This window comes from Janthinobacterium glycogeni, assembly GCF_051380725.1.
Classification (GTDB): Bacteria; Pseudomonadota; Gammaproteobacteria; order Burkholderiales; family Burkholderiaceae_D; genus Janthinobacterium.
In genome coordinates, this window is the sequence record NZ_JBNYXP010000010.1 from 64997 (window position 1) to 81672 (window position 16676).

The 16676-nt window shown below is 64.0% G+C and carries 19 protein-coding genes; 5 read left to right on the plus strand and 14 right to left on the minus strand.

Going from position 1 to position 16676, the window contains the following annotated elements:
* Positions 1–43: 43 nt before the first annotated feature.
* Positions 44–775: a hypothetical protein gene (locus tag ACQ4W4_RS21500; RefSeq protein WP_436543695.1), complete on the minus strand. Its 732-nt coding sequence runs from the start codon at positions 773–775 to the stop codon at positions 44–46.
* Positions 776–838: 63 nt separating this feature from the next.
* The gene (locus tag ACQ4W4_RS21505; RefSeq protein WP_436543696.1) at positions 839–1405 is read right to left on the minus strand and encodes a hypothetical protein; all 567 of its coding nucleotides are present in this window, start codon (positions 1403–1405) and stop codon (positions 839–841) included.
* Between the two features lie 424 nt (positions 1406–1829).
* Between ACQ4W4_RS21505 and ACQ4W4_RS21510 the strand changes: the two genes are divergently transcribed.
* Both ACQ4W4_RS21510 and ACQ4W4_RS21515 read left to right on the plus strand, forming a co-directional pair.
* Entirely contained in the window at positions 1830–3638 is a 1809-nt protein-coding gene (locus ACQ4W4_RS21510) for a DUF1800 domain-containing protein (protein WP_436543697.1), read from the plus strand.
* A gap of 9 nt (positions 3639–3647) precedes the next feature.
* The gene (locus tag ACQ4W4_RS21515; RefSeq protein ID WP_436543698.1) at positions 3648–5093 is read left to right on the plus strand and encodes a DUF1501 domain-containing protein; all 1446 of its coding nucleotides are present in this window, start codon (positions 3648–3650) and stop codon (positions 5091–5093) included.
* On the opposite strand, the gene ACQ4W4_RS21520 is transcribed toward ACQ4W4_RS21515, so the two are convergent.
* The 4 genes from ACQ4W4_RS21520 to ACQ4W4_RS21535 are packed head-to-tail and all read right to left on the minus strand — an operon-like array spanning position 5090 to position 7224.
* The gene (locus ACQ4W4_RS21520; RefSeq protein ID WP_436543699.1) at positions 5090–5971 is read right to left on the minus strand and encodes a dioxygenase family protein; all 882 of its coding nucleotides are present in this window, start codon (positions 5969–5971) and stop codon (positions 5090–5092) included. The genes ACQ4W4_RS21515 and ACQ4W4_RS21520 overlap by 4 nt on opposite strands.
* Positions 5929–6093 carry a hypothetical protein gene (locus ACQ4W4_RS21525; RefSeq protein WP_436543700.1) on the minus strand — a complete coding sequence of 55 codons (165 nt, stop codon included), beginning with the start codon at positions 6091–6093 and terminating at the stop codon, positions 5929–5931. The genes ACQ4W4_RS21520 and ACQ4W4_RS21525 overlap by 43 nt, the downstream gene beginning before the upstream one ends.
* 3 nt (positions 6094–6096) lie before the next feature.
* Positions 6097–6732 (minus strand): hypothetical protein, encoded by a 636-nt coding sequence (locus tag ACQ4W4_RS21530; protein WP_436543701.1) that lies wholly within the window; start codon positions 6730–6732, stop codon positions 6097–6099.
* Positions 6733–6747: 15 nt separating this feature from the next.
* Positions 6748–7224 carry a Spy/CpxP family protein refolding chaperone gene (locus tag ACQ4W4_RS21535; protein ID WP_436543702.1) on the minus strand — a complete coding sequence of 159 codons (477 nt, stop codon included), beginning with the start codon at positions 7222–7224 and terminating at the stop codon, positions 6748–6750.
* Positions 7225–7417: 193 nt separating this feature from the next.
* Here ACQ4W4_RS21535 and ACQ4W4_RS21540 point away from each other — a divergent pair, with 193 nt between their 5' ends.
* Complete coding sequence (locus ACQ4W4_RS21540; protein WP_436543703.1) at positions 7418–8107, plus strand: response regulator transcription factor; 690 nt, start codon at positions 7418–7420, stop codon at positions 8105–8107.
* Between the two features lie 2 nt (positions 8108–8109).
* The gene (locus ACQ4W4_RS21545) at positions 8110–9615 is read left to right on the plus strand and encodes a sensor histidine kinase (protein WP_436543704.1); all 1506 of its coding nucleotides are present in this window, start codon (positions 8110–8112) and stop codon (positions 9613–9615) included.
* A gap of 28 nt (positions 9616–9643) precedes the next feature.
* On the opposite strand, the gene ACQ4W4_RS21550 is transcribed toward ACQ4W4_RS21545, so the two are convergent.
* From ACQ4W4_RS21550 to ACQ4W4_RS21575, 6 genes are all read right to left on the minus strand, one after another.
* Positions 9644–10612, minus strand: coding sequence for an IS1595 family transposase (locus ACQ4W4_RS21550; RefSeq protein ID WP_436543705.1), 969 nt, complete (start codon positions 10610–10612; stop codon positions 9644–9646).
* A gap of 112 nt (positions 10613–10724) precedes the next feature.
* The gene (locus ACQ4W4_RS21555) at positions 10725–11066 is read right to left on the minus strand and encodes a FlxA-like family protein (RefSeq protein WP_436543706.1); all 342 of its coding nucleotides are present in this window, start codon (positions 11064–11066) and stop codon (positions 10725–10727) included.
* A 120-nt stretch (positions 11067–11186) separates the two neighbouring features.
* Positions 11187–11756, minus strand: a complete 570-nt coding sequence (dcd, locus tag ACQ4W4_RS21560; protein ID WP_034755486.1) for a dCTP deaminase — start codon at positions 11754–11756, stop codon at positions 11187–11189.
* Positions 11757–11888: 132 nt separating this feature from the next.
* A complete protein-coding gene (locus ACQ4W4_RS21565; RefSeq protein ID WP_436543707.1) occupies positions 11889–12689 on the minus strand; it encodes an alpha/beta fold hydrolase in 801 nt (266 codons plus the stop codon).
* Between the two features lie 58 nt (positions 12690–12747).
* The gene (locus tag ACQ4W4_RS21570) at positions 12748–13443 is read right to left on the minus strand and encodes an HAD family hydrolase (RefSeq protein ID WP_436543708.1); all 696 of its coding nucleotides are present in this window, start codon (positions 13441–13443) and stop codon (positions 12748–12750) included.
* A 20-nt stretch (positions 13444–13463) separates the two neighbouring features.
* Positions 13464–14225: a sulfite exporter TauE/SafE family protein gene (locus ACQ4W4_RS21575; RefSeq protein WP_436543709.1), complete on the minus strand. Its 762-nt coding sequence runs from the start codon at positions 14223–14225 to the stop codon at positions 13464–13466.
* Between the two features lie 150 nt (positions 14226–14375).
* Between ACQ4W4_RS21575 and ACQ4W4_RS21580 the strand changes: the two genes are divergently transcribed.
* The gene (locus ACQ4W4_RS21580; RefSeq protein ID WP_436543710.1) at positions 14376–15299 is read left to right on the plus strand and encodes a LysR family transcriptional regulator; all 924 of its coding nucleotides are present in this window, start codon (positions 14376–14378) and stop codon (positions 15297–15299) included.
* 3 nt (positions 15300–15302) lie between these two features.
* Here ACQ4W4_RS21580 and ACQ4W4_RS21585 read toward each other — a convergent pair whose 3' ends face one another.
* Positions 15303–15824: a GNAT family N-acetyltransferase gene (locus ACQ4W4_RS21585; protein WP_436543711.1), complete on the minus strand. Its 522-nt coding sequence runs from the start codon at positions 15822–15824 to the stop codon at positions 15303–15305.
* A gap of 59 nt (positions 15825–15883) precedes the next feature.
* A complete protein-coding gene (locus ACQ4W4_RS21590; RefSeq protein ID WP_436543712.1) occupies positions 15884–16648 on the minus strand; it encodes a hypothetical protein in 765 nt (254 codons plus the stop codon).
* Positions 16649–16676 lie beyond the last annotated feature (28 nt).

Genomic DNA, 16676 nt, shown 5'->3' on the forward strand with positions numbered 1-16676 from the left:
CTGCGCCAGCATCCAGGCAGCATAAGCGCCGATGGCCATGATGTCAGACGCCGTACAGGACGATTTTGTGGCCCTGGCGCGCCCAGCGCCCGCTGGACGGGCGCATGCCCGCCGAGCCCCTTGCCGCGCCGCCCTGCGCCATGGCACCGCCCGCAGCGGTGCCGCTGCCGTTCTGTGTGGCGACCTGGCTGCCGGGGCGTCCCAGCAGGCCGGGCGCGAACTGGCGCGCCGCCGCGCTGGCGGCCGCCTGGGCGATGGCGCGCGGGTCGCCCGAACCGCGTGCCTGCGCGGCGCGGTTGACGGTGTCGGCGGCCAGGCGCACGAACTGCTTGGCGCCCTCGAATTCGCGGTCTTCATTCGACGACGACTCCGCTTCCAGCCCCAGCGCGCTGCCGGCCGCGGAAGCGAGGCCGCTGCCGATCTTGGCTCCCAGCGGGCCGCCGAAATAGCCGCCGATGGCGCCGCCGGCCAGGGGAATCGCCTTTTTCGCTACGCCCTTGAGCACGCCGCCGATGGCTTGGCCCACGGGCGACTTGATGATGCCGCCCGCCACCGAGGCGGCCTTGCGCAGGAAATTGCCGAGGAACTGTTCCAGTTCGGCTTCATTGCTGACCGACAACAGCTCATTGGCCAGTTCCATTTCCTCGGCTTCGGAAAACATGGCGCTTGCGCCACCCTCGCCGCTCCACTCGCCCTGGCCAAACTCGAACTGTTCCGCTTCAAAGCCGGACATCTCCTGCCCGTATTCCAGGGTCGTACGATCTAAGTCATGCATGATGAGCTCCTAAAAGTTAGCACCTCGGTTGACACTACAGCGCCGGACGAACTGGCCGTCCGGCTAACAATCGAGCACGACGATGTGCCCGCCCTCGCGGCGCCAGCGGCCACCGTCCCGTCCCGGCGCCTGCGCCGCCTGCCTGAGCAAGCCTGGCGCCACGCTGCGTGCCACTTGCAACAGGGCCGCTTCCACCCGCGCCCTGGGCGCGCGCGCACCCGTGCCGCCGTCCTGCGTCAGCGCCGTATTGACGGCATCGATCAGATGCACGACCTGGCGCGCCAGTTCGAATTCCTTGTCTTCCGGACTCAACCCTTCCAGTTCCATGCCGAAGATGCGGGCGGCGCGCCGCTTGAGCGCCTGCGGCGAACCGCCATGCAGGGGCAGCAGGGGCGCCACCGCCTTGCCCAGCAGCTGGCGCAGCGGCCCTTCCAGCGGCGTGCCGCGCACTTGCTGGCCCGCCGTGGTGGCGCCCAGCTGGCGCGTCAGGAAAGCGTCGAACTGGGCCGGCGCCTGCAATTCCAGCAACTGCGCCGCCAGTGCCAGCTCATCCTCCCGCTGCAAGAGCAGCATGCCCGGCGCTTCAGGCAATTCCATTTCGGGACGATAGGCAAGCAGGCGGCTGGTCATGACAGGCTCCGGTGAAAGGCGGGCGGGTGGCCCGTGCCTCCCTGACGCAAGGGCCATGCCAGCCCTATACGGGCAAAGAACACGGGGAAAAACGGGACGGGACGGCGAACGGCGTTTCGCCGATGGGGTAAAAACCATGGTTTCCGGCGAAACGGGTTTCGTTGTCAAGATGAGCTTTCAAACAAGCTTAATCGGCGGGAATGATTACGTCGCCTATCCGCCACAGTGCACGTAATCGGCAAAAAATATTTCTCATTCTTAAAAAATAAACTTCGCGCTATCGCGCCAAAAGCAGACTCAATACCCCTTTAACGTCGGTCAAATTAAAACGTAGCCAACACGTAAATAGTTAATTGAAAACAGGATTTTGGTAGGCAGGGCCTACAATTGACGGGCCAGAATTTGATTGCCCGAAAGAAACTAAATGACTGACCCTACTTTACGCCGCTTGCTGGCCATCACCTTGTTCAGCCTGCTTGCCGCCTGCGGCGGTGGCGGCGACAGCAAGAGCGGCTCAACCCAGAAGCCGGACGTCTCGCTGGTGCCGCCAGCAACCACCGCCCCCGGCGGTCCGGATGCCCCCGGCACCAGCACGCCTGGCGACACCATTGCACCGCCGCCCCTGACCAAGCCCCCGGCCGGCCAGGCGGCCGTCACCTTCACGCGCCAGGAAGCATCGCGTTTCCTGGGCCGCGCCACGTTCGGCCCCAATATGGCCGCCATCGATGCGCTGGCCGCCAGCGACAGCGACGCCTGGTTCCGCGCGCAGTTTTCCAAGCCGCAAACCTTGCATCGCAAATATATCGACGCCAAGTATCCCGTTGCGGGCACAGCGGCGACCAAGGCCGTGCCGAACGACTTTTATGAGTCGTTCTGGCAGCAGGCCGTGCGCGGCGACGACCAGTTGCGTCAGCGCGTGGCCTTTGCCTTGTCGGAAATCTTCGTCGTCTCCACGCAAAACGAGGCCGTGTGGCCGCAAACGCGGGGCGTCGCCAGCTACTACGATATGCTGGGGCAATATGCGTTCGGCAACTTCCGCACCCTGCTGCGGGGCGTGGCCACGCATCCGATGATGGGGCTATACCTGTCGCACCTGCGCAACCAGAAGGAATCGGCCACGCGCACGCCCGATGAAAATTTCGCGCGCGAAGTGATGCAGCTGTTTACCATCGGCCTGTACCAACTCAATGCGGATGGCTCATTGAAATTATCCGGTGGCAAGCCCATCGACACTTATACGCGCGACGATGTGAGTGGCCTGGCGAAGGTGTTTACAGGCTGGAGCTGGGCCGGCCCGGACCAGGCCGCCAACCGTTTTTATGGCAGCGTGGCCGATCCGGACCGAGACTGGCAACCGATGCAGAACTATGCGGCGTTTCACTCCACTAGCGAAAAACGCTTTCTGGGCGTGAGCGCGGCGGGCGCTGCCGGCGGGGAAGCGGAGCTGGCGCTGGCGCTCGACACCCTGTTCAACCATCCGAATGTTGGTCCCTTCTTTGGCCGCCAGCTGATCCAGCGCCTCGTCACCAGCAATCCCAGCCCCGCCTATGTGGGCCGGGTCGCAGCCGCCTTTGCCAACAACGGCTCGGGCGTGCGCGGCGACATGCAGGCCGTGATCCGCGCCGTGCTGCTCGACCCTGAAGCGGTGGCGCCGGCCGGTAGCACCCTGCGCACGGGCAAACTGCGCGAACCGCTTGTGCGTTTGGGCAACTGGATGCGTGCGTTCAACGCCAAGGATGCTGCCTTGCAATACCGCATCTACTACCTGAACGATCCACTGTCGGGACTGGGCCAGAATCCCATGAACGCACCATCCGTCTTCAACTATTTCCGTCCCTCGTATGTGCCACCCAATTCGGCTCTGGCGGCGGTCGGTCTGGTGGCACCGGAAATGCAGATCACGTCTGAGCCGTCCGTGACCGGCTACCTGAACTTCATGCAGGACGCCATCCGGGGCGGCGTGGCGGAAAACAGTGCTGTGCAAGCCGACTACTCGGCCGAACTGGCCCTGGCCGACCAGCCAGCAGCCTTGCTGGATCGGGTCAATTTGCTGTTAATGTCCGGCAATATGTCGTCCCGGCTGCGCGGCAAAATCCTCTCGGCCGTCACGAGCATCGCGATTCCCGCCGTCAGCGGCGGCAATGCCGCGCAAGTGACGACGGCAAAAACCTACCGCGTGCACCTGGCCATTTTCCTGGCCATGGCCTCGCCTGAATACCTGGTTCAAAAATAAGGAAGCTGCATGACAACCACCTCCCAATTCTCGCGCCGCCGCTTCCTCGGCTCCATGCTGGGCCTGGCCGGCGGCGCGGCCGCGCCATTCGCCCTCAACCTGGCCGCCATGGGCCAGGCCGCAGCCCAGTCCGCCGACGACTACAAGGCCCTTGTCTGCCTGTTCATGGCCGGCGGCAATGATACCTTTAACACGGTGCTGGCCACCGACGCGCCGTCCTGGAGTGAATATGTGCGCCTGCGCAACACTGGTGGCAACGATTCGATCCACCTGCCCGGCATCGGCGAAACGGGCGGCGTCTTGCCGGTCGTGCCCGCTACGGCACAGGCGGGCCGCAGCTTTGCCCTGCATCCCGCCCTTGCCCCCGTGAAAGACTTATTCGACGGTGGCCGTGCCGCCATCGTCGCCAATGTGGGTACCCTGATCCAGCCCGTGACTCTGGCGCAATACAAGGCGGGCAATGTGGCGCTGCCGCCGAAACTGTTTTCGCACAACGACCAGCAATCGACCTGGCAATCGGGTCTGCCGGAAGGCGCCAGCGTCGGCTGGGGCGGGCGTCTGGGTGACCTGCTGGGCGGCGGTAACGCCAATGCGACGTTTACGGCCATCTCGGCCGCGTCGAACGCACTGTTCCTCAGCGGGCGACAGGTGCGCCAGTTTCAGGTAGGACAGGCGGGCGCCGTGCCGATCCGCAATATCGGCGGCGGCTACCTGTTCAGCACCACCCAGGGCGAGACCGCCTTGCGCGACATCATCAGCACGGCAGGCGACGACATGATGGAGCAAGAACACGTGGCCGTCGTGCAGCGCGCCATCTCCAGCCAAAGCATCCTCAGCGGCGCCATGCTGCCGGCCGGCGCGGGCGGCGTGCCCAATCCGCCGCCCTACATCAATCCGAACACAGGCGCATCCGGCGTCAATCCGCTGGCCGTGCAACTGCAGACGGTGGCGCGCATCATCGGCGGGCGCGGTCCATTGGGCGCGAAACGGCAAGTGTTTTATGTGACCCTGGGCAGCTTCGACACGCATGACCGGCAAAAAGTGCTGCATGCCGACCTGATGGCCCGCCTCGCCCACGCGCTCGCGTACTTCGACACGACCCTGGCGGCCCTGCAGGGCGCCGACCTGCGGCCCCAGGTGACGACGTTTACGGCGTCGGACTTCGGCCGCACCTTCAGCAGCAATGGCGACGGCACGGATCACGGCTGGGGCGCGCACCACTTTGTCGTGGGCGGCGCCGTCAAGGGCCGCGACATCTACGGCGCCTTCCCCGTCACGGGCCTGGGCCACGAGCTGGACGTCGGTTCCGGCGCCCTGTTGCCGACCACCTCCGTCGACCAGTACGGCGCCACCCTGGCCAAGTGGTTCGGCGTGGCCGACAGCCAGCTGGCCCAGGTGTTCCCGAACATCGGCAACTTCAGCCGGCGCGACCTGGGTTTCATGAAGGCAACTTAACCGTTCACGGCGATCACCAGGGTGACGACATAGCCATCTGTGGCATTGCCCGTCACCGTCGCCATCTGCAGGCTGGTGCCGTCGGCAAAGACATTGTCGGTGGCATAGCTGATCTGCGCCAGGTTGCGCACGCTGGCCGTGTAGCCGCTGGCCGCATACGCTTCGTTCAGCGTCGCCATCGGGAAGGTGAACTGCGATGTCTTGATGCGGTTCGCGGCGCTGGTCTTGGCCAGGCTGGGATAGACCTCAAAATGCACGTGCGGCATGCGTCCCGCGTAGCAGCCGGGAAAGATGGTCGTGAAGGCAAGGTTGCCGGCGCTGTCCGTCTCCTGCAAGCCACGCAGGTAATTCTGCGCCGTCACGCCGCTCGAATACAGCGAATACAAGCCGTCGCGGTCGCAATGCCACAGATAGACGGCGTAGCCGGCCAGGCTGGTGCAACTGCCGCTGGCGTTGAGCAACTGCAGCTTGATGGTCAATGGCACGCCCGCCGCCATGCCCGTGGCGCCATTGAAACTGGCGCGGATATCGCTGCGCACGACGCCCGACTGGTTCAGCACGTTGATGATGCTGCCGCCATTCGTGTTCGTGCCATCGGCCGGATACGGCCCGCCCGTTTCCTCGGGCATCACCGTGCAGGCGCCCGCGGCCGGTACCGTGCTGCTGCCGGTGCTGCCGGTGCTGCCGGTGCTGCCGGAGGTGCCCGTGCCGGCGCCGCTGACTGCGGCCGTACTGCTGGCGTCCGACCCGCCGCCGCAGCTCATCAAAGGCAGGGTGGCGGCACCGGCCAGCAGCCAGCGCAGCACCTGCCGCCGCTCAGCCGCCTGTTGCCGCATCATTTCGAGGTCGGATGCCAGACCGTAATCATGTAATTCCATATATATTCCATCAAGTGGGGCAAGCCCGCCAGGGCGGGGTTCAGGCTGGCGCACAGGAACAGGGCTTGCGTAGCCCGTTCCCGCAGCGCCTTCCTGGCAGCATTGGCGAGCTTGCGTTTCACGGTTCAGGCCGTTGTATTGACCAGGTTGCCGCTGGCGGACAGGCTGCCGCCCGCACTCGCCGCGCCCAGACTGCGCGACAGCGCCTGCAAGAAACTGTCCAATTTGCCGCTGCCGCCTTCATCGCCGCCCAGCGCGCTGAGCAGACTGGCAAAGCTGGACTGCAAGTCCGTCACGCTGCTGTCCGCGCTGTCGCTGCCATCGCTGCCGGACGACGAGAGTTTTTGCAACAGGCTTTGCAAATCCGACTCGATATTGCCGGGCCCGCCAGCACGCGCGCCGCCGGGCGGCGGCGCGGCAGGCGGTTCGCCGCCCTCCTCTTGCCCGCCGGCGCTGCCGCCGCTCTGCGCATGCAGGCTGCCCATCAGCTGGTGCAAAAAGGCGCCCAGCGCCTGGCCCACGTCGCCGCTACCGGCGGCGCTGGTACCGTCCGTCGCGCTGTCGCTCTCGCCGGCATCGACCGTCACGCCGATCGATGACAAGGCGCTGGAAATCGCGTCGAGAAACGCGCCATCGTCGGGTTTTGACGGCCGCGTGCCGCCCACGCCGCTGGTACTGCCGGTATTGCCGCCGCCGCCCAGGCGGCTGAACGCGCTCAGCTGGCTGGCGGCGCTGGTCGAACTCAAGGCACTGATGCTCATCTCACTCTCCTGTACTTATTGGGGGCGGCGCGGGCCGGGGCGGCTGTCGCGCTGCTGCTGCGCCTGCTGGCGCTGTATTGGCGTCAGCACGGCCAGCAATTGCTGCTCCAGCCGCGCATGCTGCAAGCTGATCTTCGCCATGGCTTGCGCCGCCGTGTTCGCCAGCGCGCTGGCTTGCGCATCGTCGTAGGCGCTGGACGCGGCCAGCGCGCGCAGTTGCTCGTGGGCCTTGAAAGCGATTTTTTCCTGGTCCCGCAACAAGGGCGCCTGGGCGTAGGTGGCGGCGAAAATTTTATCCTGCTGCGCTTCGCTCAGTTCGATGCCGTGCAGGAACGGCGGCAAGCCTGGCGCGTGCGCTGCGCCGGGCGGCAGCCCTTCCATGGCGCGCGCTGGCGGGCGGTCCGGTGCGGATTCTTGCTGGGCCAGCGCGAGCAGCGGCATGCTGCAGGCGCACAGCAGCAACAGGGATACGGCGATACTCAGGTATTTCATCGGGCTTTCCTTTCGTGGCGGTCAGCCCTGATTGTCGGCGTCTGGCGTGTAAAGCAACGTTAGGGCCGTGTAAAAGCGTGTAAAGGAAGCGGCGCAAATGTAAGCGGCCGTATGTAAAAGCGGGTAAAACCGCCGTGAACGGTCCCGTTTGACTGCTATCATCGGGCGATATTCACCCGAAAAAAGCACAGGCATGAGCAAGGTTTTGTTAATCGATGACGACGTGGAACTGGTCGGCATGTTCCAGGAATACCTGACGCAGGAAGGTTTCGACGCCCGCGCCGTGCATGACGGCGAAAGCGGCGCGGCCGAGGCACTGACGGGCCTGTACGCCATCGCCGTCCTCGACGTCATGATGCCGCGCATGAATGGCCTGGAAACCCTGCGCCGCATCCGCGCCGGCAGCAACCTGCCCATCCTGATGCTGACGGCGCGCGGCGACGATACGGACCGCATCGTGGGTCTGGAGCTGGGCGCCGACGATTACGTGACCAAACCGTGCACGCCGCGCGAGCTGACGGCGCGCATCCGCGCCATCCTGCGCCGTTCGCAAGCGGCGCCGCACGACAGCTCGGGCCTGGCGCCGCTGACCGTGGGGCAACTGACGATGTGGCCGGAACAGCGCCGCGTTGCCTGGGCCGGCGCGCACCTGGAACTGACGAGCACGGAATTCAACCTGCTGGAAGTGCTGGTGCGCCATGCGGGCAAGCCCGTGAGCAAGAATCAATTATCGGAACTGGGACTGGGCCGTCCCATGGCCCGCTTCGACCGCAATATCGACGTGCACTTGAGCAGCCTGCGCCGCAAGCTGGGCACCCTGGCCGATGGCCGCTCCTGCCTGCAAACCGTGTACCGCCTCGGCTACCAGCTGATCAAGGAGTAAGCGTGGGGCGCCTGTTCTGGAAGTTTTTTCTGTGTATCATGCTGGCGCAAGTGACGGCCACCATCGGCATCGGCGGCACCTTCTGGCTGAAAAACCGGGCGGCGCAGCAGGAGCGCGCGCTCGACATCGACACCAGCCCGCCCGCGCAAATGATCATCGAGGCCGCCAGCGCCACCCTGGAAGCGGGCGGCAGCCCAGCCTTGCGGCAATTCCTGGGCAAGCTTGAACGCCTGCGCGTGTTTGCCGTCGATGCCAAAGGACAAGAACTGATGGGCCGCGCGGTGCACCCCGCCATGCTGGCCAAGGCGCGCGCCATGCTGGAGCAAAGCCAGCCCCATCCGGTCGTGCGCGACGTGGCCGGCAGCGACGGACAGCGTTACCTGCTGTTCCTGCCTTCGTCCGAGCGCTTCCGCAATGCCGAGGCGGGCGCCGCGCGCGACACGCTCAACGCCGTCACCCTGAGCGGCCCGCGCGCCATGGGACCGGGGCCGCGTCCCCACGAAGCGGGCGCCCCGCCGCCGCGCGGCGAATTCGGCCGGGGCATGCCGCCCGGCCCGCGCATGGACAGCCCCTACCGCACCTTCATCCCCCTGGCCGCCGCCATCGCCGCCAGCCTGCTGTTTGCCTTCCTGCTGGCCTGGTATTTTGCGCGCCCCATCCGCGACCTGCGGCAGGCGTTCGAGGCCGCCTCGCACGGCAATCTGGCGCCGCGCTTTCACGCCAGCGGCAAGCGCGGCGATGAATTGACGGACCTGGGCCGCGATTTCGACCGCATGACGGGCCGCTTGCGCAGCCTCATGGATAGCCAGACGCGTCTGCTGCATGACGTCTCGCACGAGTTGCGCTCGCCGCTGGCGCGCCTGCAGGCCGCCATCGGCCTGGCGCACCAGCAGCCGGACAAGATGGCCGCCTCGATGCAGCGCATCGAGCGCGAAAGCGAACGCATGGATAAACTGATCGGCGAGCTGCTGACGCTGTCACGGCTGGAAGCCGGCGCAGGGCAAACGGGGGCCGGGCACATGCACAACGAAGACGTCAGCATCACCGACCTCGTGCACGACATCGTGGATGACGCCCGCTATGAGGCCCGGGCACGCCAGTTGAACGTCGAACTGGCGGGCGACGCGGCCATGGCCGACGCCAGCGTCACGGGCCAGCCGGAACTGCTGGCCCGCGCCGTGGAAAACGTGGTGCGCAATGCCGTCAAGCACAGCCCGAATGGCGGCACGGTGGAAGTGGAACTGTCGCGCCTGCCTGAAGGCAAGCAAGAATGGCTGCGCATCGCCGTGCTGGACCGGGGACCCGGCGTGGCCGGCGCGGACCTGGCCCGCATTTTTGAACCGTTCTTCCGCGCCAGTAATACCCAGCACAGCACGGATGGACACGGCCTGGGCCTGGCTATCGCCCGGCACGTCATCAGCGCCCATGGCGGGCGCATCGGGGCCAGCTTGCGCAGCGGTGGCGGCTTGTGCGTGGAAATGTTGTTGCCTGTCAAAACGCCATGCTGACCTTCCGGCGAGCCTGGCGTTTTTTAGGCTATGTCACCGTCAGATGTGGGAATGCCCCCAGTGTCGCCTTCAATAACGTTTCGGGTGAGCGGATGCGTCTGGCGTCGAGTATCCAGCGCCAGCCCAGGTAATTGGGCAGGTAGCGCGTGGCGACGCCGTGAAAGGGGCGTAGCCATGCCCGCAAACGACTGTGATATGCGTTGACATTTTGTACGTGCGCGGCGCCCTGCACGCGGATGCCGGCGCGCAAGTTGACGGCCTGATGACTGAGGCCCGCTTCCCGCGCAAACGCCCGGTAGGCGGCATGGCCATCGGTGACCAGCAAAACATCCTGGTCGATGACGGGCAACAAGCAGCGGTGCAGCTGCGCCTTCGTCAGTTGCCCTTTGCCCGTGACGAAATCGAGGGTCTGGCCCGTGCGGTCGCGCGCCACCAGGATGCAGACTTGCTCGTTCGATATGCCGCGCCGTTGCGCATGGCCGCCACGGCGGCGGGCCGGACGCGTCATCTGTCTGGAGCCCTTTTCCGATTCCAGCACATATAACTCGTCGGCCTCGGCGATGCCATGCAGGCCGTGCGGCCGGTCCGTTTTTGCCAACGATAAAAACCGGTGGCGCCAGCGAAACGTGGTGTTGCGGTGCACGCCCAGTTGTAGCGCCGCCTTGCGCACGGAATCCGATGCAAGCAAGCAATCGGCGTAGTCGAGCCACAGCGATTTATGGCGCAGGCGGGACAGCGGCGTGCCGGTGAGCGCATTGAAGGTGCGGCCGCACGGCACGCAACGGTAGCGCTGCAGTCCGTGCGCATGGCCATGCAGGTGAGCATGATTGCTATTGCAGGAAGGACAGTGCAATCGCTGCCGGGCCACGCTTTCGACCAGTGCCGCGGCAGCGTCCTGCGGTGCGCTTGCTCGCAGCAGAGAGATACCCGCCAGGCGCTGACGACGGTTCAGTGCGGCGAACTGGGCGATGAAGGTTTTCCATTGAGCTATCTGCATGGAAGGCTCCCGTTTGTCTGCGATGCATAGTCAGACAGCAGAGACACAGGAAGATTCCTGAACTTCCCCTACTTAGCGGGGACAGAGCCTTTTTTTACGCGCGGATGCGCTGCTACGCCTGCGTATCGATGATGCTGCCCAAGGTGGACGAGCTTGATTTGGCGGGACTCGCGGCCGTCTCGGCGCTGCTGGCCGCAGGCGTATCTTGTTGCGCCGCCTGTTGCGCGGCCGCCGCTTGTAACTGGGTAATTTGCGCCTGCAAGGCCTGGATTTGCTGCGCCAGCTGCTGCTGCAGCTTTTGCGACGCCTCCGTCTGCTCGCCCTTCTGCGATTCCGTCAACTGCTTTTGCGCCGCCGTGATCTGCTTTTGCAGCGCCGCGATCTGCGCGCTGCTGCCCGAACTGCCACTGCTGGCCGCGCTGACCGCGCCGCCCGAACCGATTGCCGCTACCATATTGCCTCCTTAGTGTTTCAATACCAAGGTTAACGGCAAGCATGGGCGCCGAAGTAGTGCGGCGGGTGTAAAGGCAGGTAAAGACAGGGCAAGGCGGCTGGCGCCCCGCCCTTCCGGCAATCAGGTCTTCGGCAGGGTCACGCCGACCTGGCCCTGGTATTTGCCGCCGCGGTCCTTGTACGAGGTTTCGCACACTTCATCGGATTCGAAGAACAGCACTTGCGCCACGCCTTCGTTGGCGTAGATTTTCGCCGGCAGCGGTGTCGTGTTGGAAAACTCCAGGGTCACGTAGCCTTCCCATTCCGGTTCGAACGGGGTGACGTTGACGATGATGCCGCAACGGGCATACGTGCTCTTGCCCAGGCAAATCGTCAAGACGTTGCGGGGAATGCGGAAATACTCCACGGTACGGGCCAGCGCGAACGAGTTCGGCGGAATGATGCAATAACCCTTGCCGGACACATCGACGAAGTTGTTCGCGTCAAAATCCTTGGGGTCGACGATGGTGGTGTTGATGTTGGTAAACAACTTGAACTCGTCGGCGCAGCGGATGTCATAGCCATAGCTGGAGGTGCCGTAGGAAACGATGCGGTTGCCGTCGCGCTCCTTGACCTGGCCCGGTTCGAACGGCTCGATCATGCCCGTTGTTTCCGCCATGCGGCGTATCCATTTATCGCTTTTAATCGTCATCGCAGGGGTATCTTTCTAGAATATCGAATGGCTGGGGCGGCGCGCCAGATGCAGGCGCGGCCCGAATGGCAGGATTTTACGCGAAAATCCACCGCTGTTGGCCCCCCTCCCCTGAAAATCCTTGGCGGAAGGCTATTGTTTCGCCAGCAATGCCGTGATCATCTCGCGCACCACTTGCGCCGTCAGTTCCGGGTTCTCCATGGGAAACAGATGGCCGCCCGGCACCTGGCGGAAAAACTTGCCAACCAGTTTGCGCGTGGCCGTCAAGCCCGCCTGGCGGCATTCCACCGACTCCGTGCCGCCGATAAAGCCGATGGGCACGGGAAAACCATCCTTGACGAGGCCGCCGATATGGTGCGGCAGGCTGCGGTAGACCTGCGTTTCCACTTCGCGCGTAAAGCGCAGCTGCACCCCTTCCGGATGGGGCGCCAGGCCGCTGTCGATGTAATCGCGCAAGACTTGCGGCGCCCAGATGGCGAACATGTCCTTGGCGGCAAAATGCTCATACGCAGCTTGCGCATCGGGCCACAGCTTGCGCCGCCGGGCGGAAAAACGCGAGGGCGAAAAACGCTCGCCCAGCGCCGTGTTGCGCGCCAGGCGCACCAGCAAGGCGCGCCAGCCCGCCACCACGGGCGAATCGAGCAAGACCACGCAGCGCACCAGGTCCGGCCGCTGCTTGGCCACCATCACGCTGAGCATGCCGCCCAGCGAATGACCGACGAGGATCACGGGCGCGCTGTAGCGGCGCTCGAGGTCGTCGATATACTCGCGCACCAGCTCGGGCCAGCCCGTGCTGACGGGGTATGCCGGGTCGTGCGCATGCATGTCGAGCGCCTGCACGGTGTAGTGCTGGCCCAGCAAGCCGAACAGCTTGCGGTAGGTACCGGCAGGATAACTGTTGGCGTGGGCAAAGTGCAGTTGCGGGAGGGTCATCGTGGGAAGGTGCCGGTGAATGCGATAGGCAATTGTAATGGCATGCCGGCAAGACGGATCAGAGGAAGGCCTCTAATTGCCCCCGTACCGCCGCCAGGCCGGGCACGAAGGAAGCCAGCACCTCGCCCAGCTCGGCGTTTGAATCGACCACGCAAAAAGCCTCATCGAACGCGTGGTGCCGGTTCATGGGATTGCGCACGATGATGCATTCCAGCCCGGCCGCTCTGGCGGCGCGCAAGCCGCGCGGCGAATCTTCCACGGCCACGCAGTCGGCGGCAGCCAGGCCCAGGCGCTGCAAGCCCAGCTGGTAGCCGTCGGGCGCCGGCTTGCTCTCGCCATACATTTCACGCGTCAGCACGAAGTCGAAGTGGCTCAGCAAGCCCGTGGCCGCATGGCTGATGCGGAAATGCCGTTCGTAGGCGCTCGTCACCACGCCCATGGCCACGTGCGGGCGCAGCGCCGCCAGCACTTTCCCGATGCCGGGGATGGCGAGCCGGCGCGCGTGGCGCAGGCGTTGCGCAAACAGCTCGGTGCGCTCGGCCCGCAGGCGCTCGACCAATTCGATGGCGTGGCCCTGCCCCAGCAGCAAGTGCCAGGCGCCGTAGTTATTGTCCAGGAACCAGTCAAAGAATTGCTTCGGCGTCAGGTCTATACCGTAGGGCAAGAGCAAGTCGCGGTTGCTTTCGTAAAACAGCTGTTCGGTATCGACCAGCACGCCATCGTTGTCCCACAACACGCCCCGGATGGTTTTCATGGCTAGTATCGTTCAAAAACTTACTTGAAGAAGATGTCGTAGGACAATTTCACGATCAGCAGCACCAGCAGCACGAGGAAAAGGATGCGCACGAAGGCGGCGCCGCGGCGCACGGCGATCCAGGTGCCCGTCAGCGCGCCCAGGATGTTGCACACAGCCATCGGTGCGGCCACCGCGTAGACCACGTGGCCGGCGGGAATGAAGAAGGCCAGCGCGGCCACGTTGGTGGCGATATTCACCAGTTTCGAGCAGGCCGAGGCGAGGATGAAATCGAAGCCGAAGACGCGGATGAACAGGAAAATCAAAAAGCTGCCCGTGCCCGGTCCGAACAGGCCGTCATAAAAGCCGATGGCGCCGCCGATGACGATGGCGAGGATGCGTTCGCGTCCACCGATGGGGCGCGCTTCGCGCGTCGTGCCGAAATCCTTCTTGATGAAGGTGTAGATGGCCATGACGATGATCAACACCAGCACCATGGGGCGCACCACTTGCTGCGGCACGTAGGATACAGCGGCCGCGCCGATGAAGGACATGACGAAGGCGCTGGCCACGGCCGGCAGCACCAGCAGCCACGGGATGTGCACCTTGCCGACAAACGAGCGGGCGGCAAACGTGGTGCCGCAGGCGGACGCCAGTTTATTCGTGCCCAGCAAGGAGGTCGAGGCCATGTTCGGCATCAGGTTGAACAGGGCCGGCAGCTGTATCAGCCCGCCCCCGCCCACGGCGGCATCGATCAGGCCGGCAAAGAAGGCAAATAAACACAGCAGCGAGATGGTCAGCATGATAGGCAATAAGGAATGGGCGACAGCGGCAGTATAGGCGTCAGTCACTTTTTCGGATGCAACTTCAAATTGCGGAAAACGCAATCAGGCGTAACGCTTGACGGAATGCGCCCCATGCGGTCTACTGGCCTCTTTTGCCGGGAGCGCGCAATGTCGATGAAACTGATGTGGGAGATCCGCGCCTTTTGCACCGTGGTGGAAAAGCGCAGCTTCATCCACGCGGCGCGCATGCTGGGGCGCTCGCCGTCGGCCGTCACGCGCGCCATCCAGTTCCTCGAAGACGCCATCGGCGCCGAGCTGATCCTGCGCACGCAAAAGCAGTTCACCCTGACGACGGCCGGCGAAACCTATTACGCGTCGGCCAAGCACTTGCTGGAAACGCAGGCCGAAGCGGAAGACCAATTGGCCGAGCTGAGCAACTCGCCGCAAGGCTGGGTGCGCCTCTCCGCGCCGGAAATCCTCTCGCTGGGCTTTCTGCCGAAAGTGGTGGCGCAATTTTCGCGCGACTATCCGAACGTGTCGGTCGACATCCATTTCTCGGACAAGTCGATCGACCCCATCCAGGAAAAGCTCGATTTTGCCATCCGCGGCGCCTTCCCCCAGTCAAGCGAGCTGATCGGCTACCCGCTGTGGAACTACCGCCGCTACATGTACGCCTCGCCCGACTACATCGATCGCATGGGTGCGCCAGCCGAACCGGAAGAGCTGGCCGGCCACGACGTCATCATGCACTCGGCCCCTCGCATCCTGCGCGACTGGCATTTCGTCTCCGGCGAGCGCAACGTGCGCTACCAGGTGCAGCCCCGTTTCCGCTTCACCTCCGGCATCGCCACCTTCCAGGCGGCCCTGGAAGGCGCCGGCATCGTGCGCCTGGCCAGCTGGCTGGCGGAACCGGCCGTGGCCAACGGCACCCTGCGCAGGGTCTGCACGGCGTACCGGCTGACGTCATCGAAGGAACTCGATCCCAGCATCCACGCGGTCTACGGCACGTCGAGGATGGCCAAGGGGGCAAGGCTGTTTCTGGAATATGTGCGGCAACGGGGGCTGGAGATACCCGATGAACGCGTAATGTAGCGCCTATTGCGCCACGATGGCATCGCTGTACACGGCGAACTGCGCGCCGTCGAAAACAAAGGCGGCCACCTCGCGCATGCCCAGCCGTTCATGCGCCCGCAGCGAGCCGATATTGTCGCGCCGGATGAACAGCACCGCCTCCGCATCCCCATGCCGCGCGCGCATGGCAGAGTACAACAGCGACAGCAAGCCCTGCCCCCGCTCCGAGTCCGCGATGCAGACGGGGCCATACACATAGGCCGTGTCACTGCCCCGATACGCGGCCAGCATGGCCAGCACTACGGGCGCCTGCGCGGTGGCTTGCGCCGCGCTGAACAACACGCCAACGACAGGCCCGTCCGCTGCGCGCCGCGCCACGACGACGGGCGATTGTCCAGCCGCCATGCTGGCCACATTGTCGCGTGAAAACTCGCCCGTCAGGCTACCACCCTGCGAGGGGGAGTTAGCTTGCAACAAGGTCGTGATGGCGTCGAAGTCGGCGGCCCGCGCCAGGCTGATCAGATAATGGCTGCTTAAATGTAACAATCAACGCTCCTCGATTGGGTCCTCCCGTTGAGATGCTGCTGAAGCGGATATGAAAACAGCTAGTGTGCAACTGCACAAGCCGCCACCTTGCTGGCCTTGGAGGCATCCGCCACCTGTACGGCGCTGCGCTTGACATCTCCCCACAGGTAAAAGATGAGAAAAATGCCCACCAGTGGAAAAATAAAGTGCAGGACCTCATACTTTTTTTGCGGTGCAGGACAGTCTTCGCCAGCGCAGCGCTTCTTTCGCCATAGCCCCACCACGCCGTAGCGACATAGATAAATAACTGCGTTCATCGTTACTGCGAGTAGCCACACTATCAAAATAACAAGGAGGCTGCCTAACCATTGTCTGAGATTCGGCAGAAAACTCTGCGTCAGCACCTCCGAAAAGACGAGCGACAATAACATCCCGGTGCTAATTGACACTGTATGCGAGATACCATGTATTACAGGCACCAGCACTTTCTGTCTGAAAAAATGCCCCCACTCGGCAGTCAACAACATGGTGCATGCCACCAGAAAAAGGACAAGGTTGAACAAGGCCGCCGGAATATCCTGGTAATGCACAATAAATTTGCACTGTAGCGACTTGGCCATGTCATTGACAGGCTGATCACTCGTAAATTGCAATCCAAATAAGATCAAGCCAGTAAACAAGCCACTCGCAATACCAATACCCGTATGCTGTATCGCCTGCGCCAACGCTGGCGAAATCCCCTCCACATGACGTAACCCTTGATCCCACCGAATCGAACGCAGGCGCCGGTATGCCGCGTCGGTTTTCGCCAGCAAGCGCTCGAAAGGATTGCATTCATCGCACATAATGGGTCTCCTGTCCGGCATCCGATGA

Coding starts and splice junctions, on each gene's coding strand:
- ACQ4W4_RS21540 (WP_436543703.1), top strand. CDS start 7,418: ATGAGCAAGGTTTTGTTAATCGATGACGACGTGGAACTGGTCGGCATG.
- ACQ4W4_RS21500 (WP_436543695.1), bottom strand. CDS start 775: ATGCATGACTTAGATCGTACGACCCTGGAATACGGGCAGGAGATGTCC.
- ACQ4W4_RS21570 (WP_436543708.1), bottom strand. CDS start 13,443: ATGAAAACCATCCGGGGCGTGTTGTGGGACAACGATGGCGTGCTGGTC.
- ACQ4W4_RS21550 (WP_436543705.1), bottom strand. CDS start 10,612: ATGCAGATAGCTCAATGGAAAACCTTCATCGCCCAGTTCGCCGCACTG.
- ACQ4W4_RS21575 (WP_436543709.1), bottom strand. CDS start 14,225: ATGCTGACCATCTCGCTGCTGTGTTTATTTGCCTTCTTTGCCGGCCTG.
- ACQ4W4_RS21555 (WP_436543706.1), bottom strand. CDS start 11,066: ATGGTAGCGGCAATCGGTTCGGGCGGCGCGGTCAGCGCGGCCAGCAGT.
- ACQ4W4_RS21535 (WP_436543702.1), bottom strand. CDS start 7,224: ATGAAATACCTGAGTATCGCCGTATCCCTGTTGCTGCTGTGCGCCTGC.
- ACQ4W4_RS21580 (WP_436543710.1), top strand. CDS start 14,376: ATGTCGATGAAACTGATGTGGGAGATCCGCGCCTTTTGCACCGTGGTG.
- dcd (WP_034755486.1), bottom strand. CDS start 11,756: ATGACGATTAAAAGCGATAAATGGATACGCCGCATGGCGGAAACAACG.
- ACQ4W4_RS21590 (WP_436543712.1), bottom strand. CDS start 16,648: ATGTGCGATGAATGCAATCCTTTCGAGCGCTTGCTGGCGAAAACCGAC.
- ACQ4W4_RS21515 (WP_436543698.1), top strand. CDS start 3,648: ATGACAACCACCTCCCAATTCTCGCGCCGCCGCTTCCTCGGCTCCATG.
- ACQ4W4_RS21530 (WP_436543701.1), bottom strand. CDS start 6,732: ATGAGCATCAGTGCCTTGAGTTCGACCAGCGCCGCCAGCCAGCTGAGC.
- ACQ4W4_RS21565 (WP_436543707.1), bottom strand. CDS start 12,689: ATGACCCTCCCGCAACTGCACTTTGCCCACGCCAACAGTTATCCTGCC.
- ACQ4W4_RS21505 (WP_436543696.1), bottom strand. CDS start 1,405: ATGACCAGCCGCCTGCTTGCCTATCGTCCCGAAATGGAATTGCCTGAA.
- ACQ4W4_RS21520 (WP_436543699.1), bottom strand. CDS start 5,971: ATGGAATTACATGATTACGGTCTGGCATCCGACCTCGAAATGATGCGG.
- ACQ4W4_RS21510 (WP_436543697.1), top strand. CDS start 1,830: ATGACTGACCCTACTTTACGCCGCTTGCTGGCCATCACCTTGTTCAGC.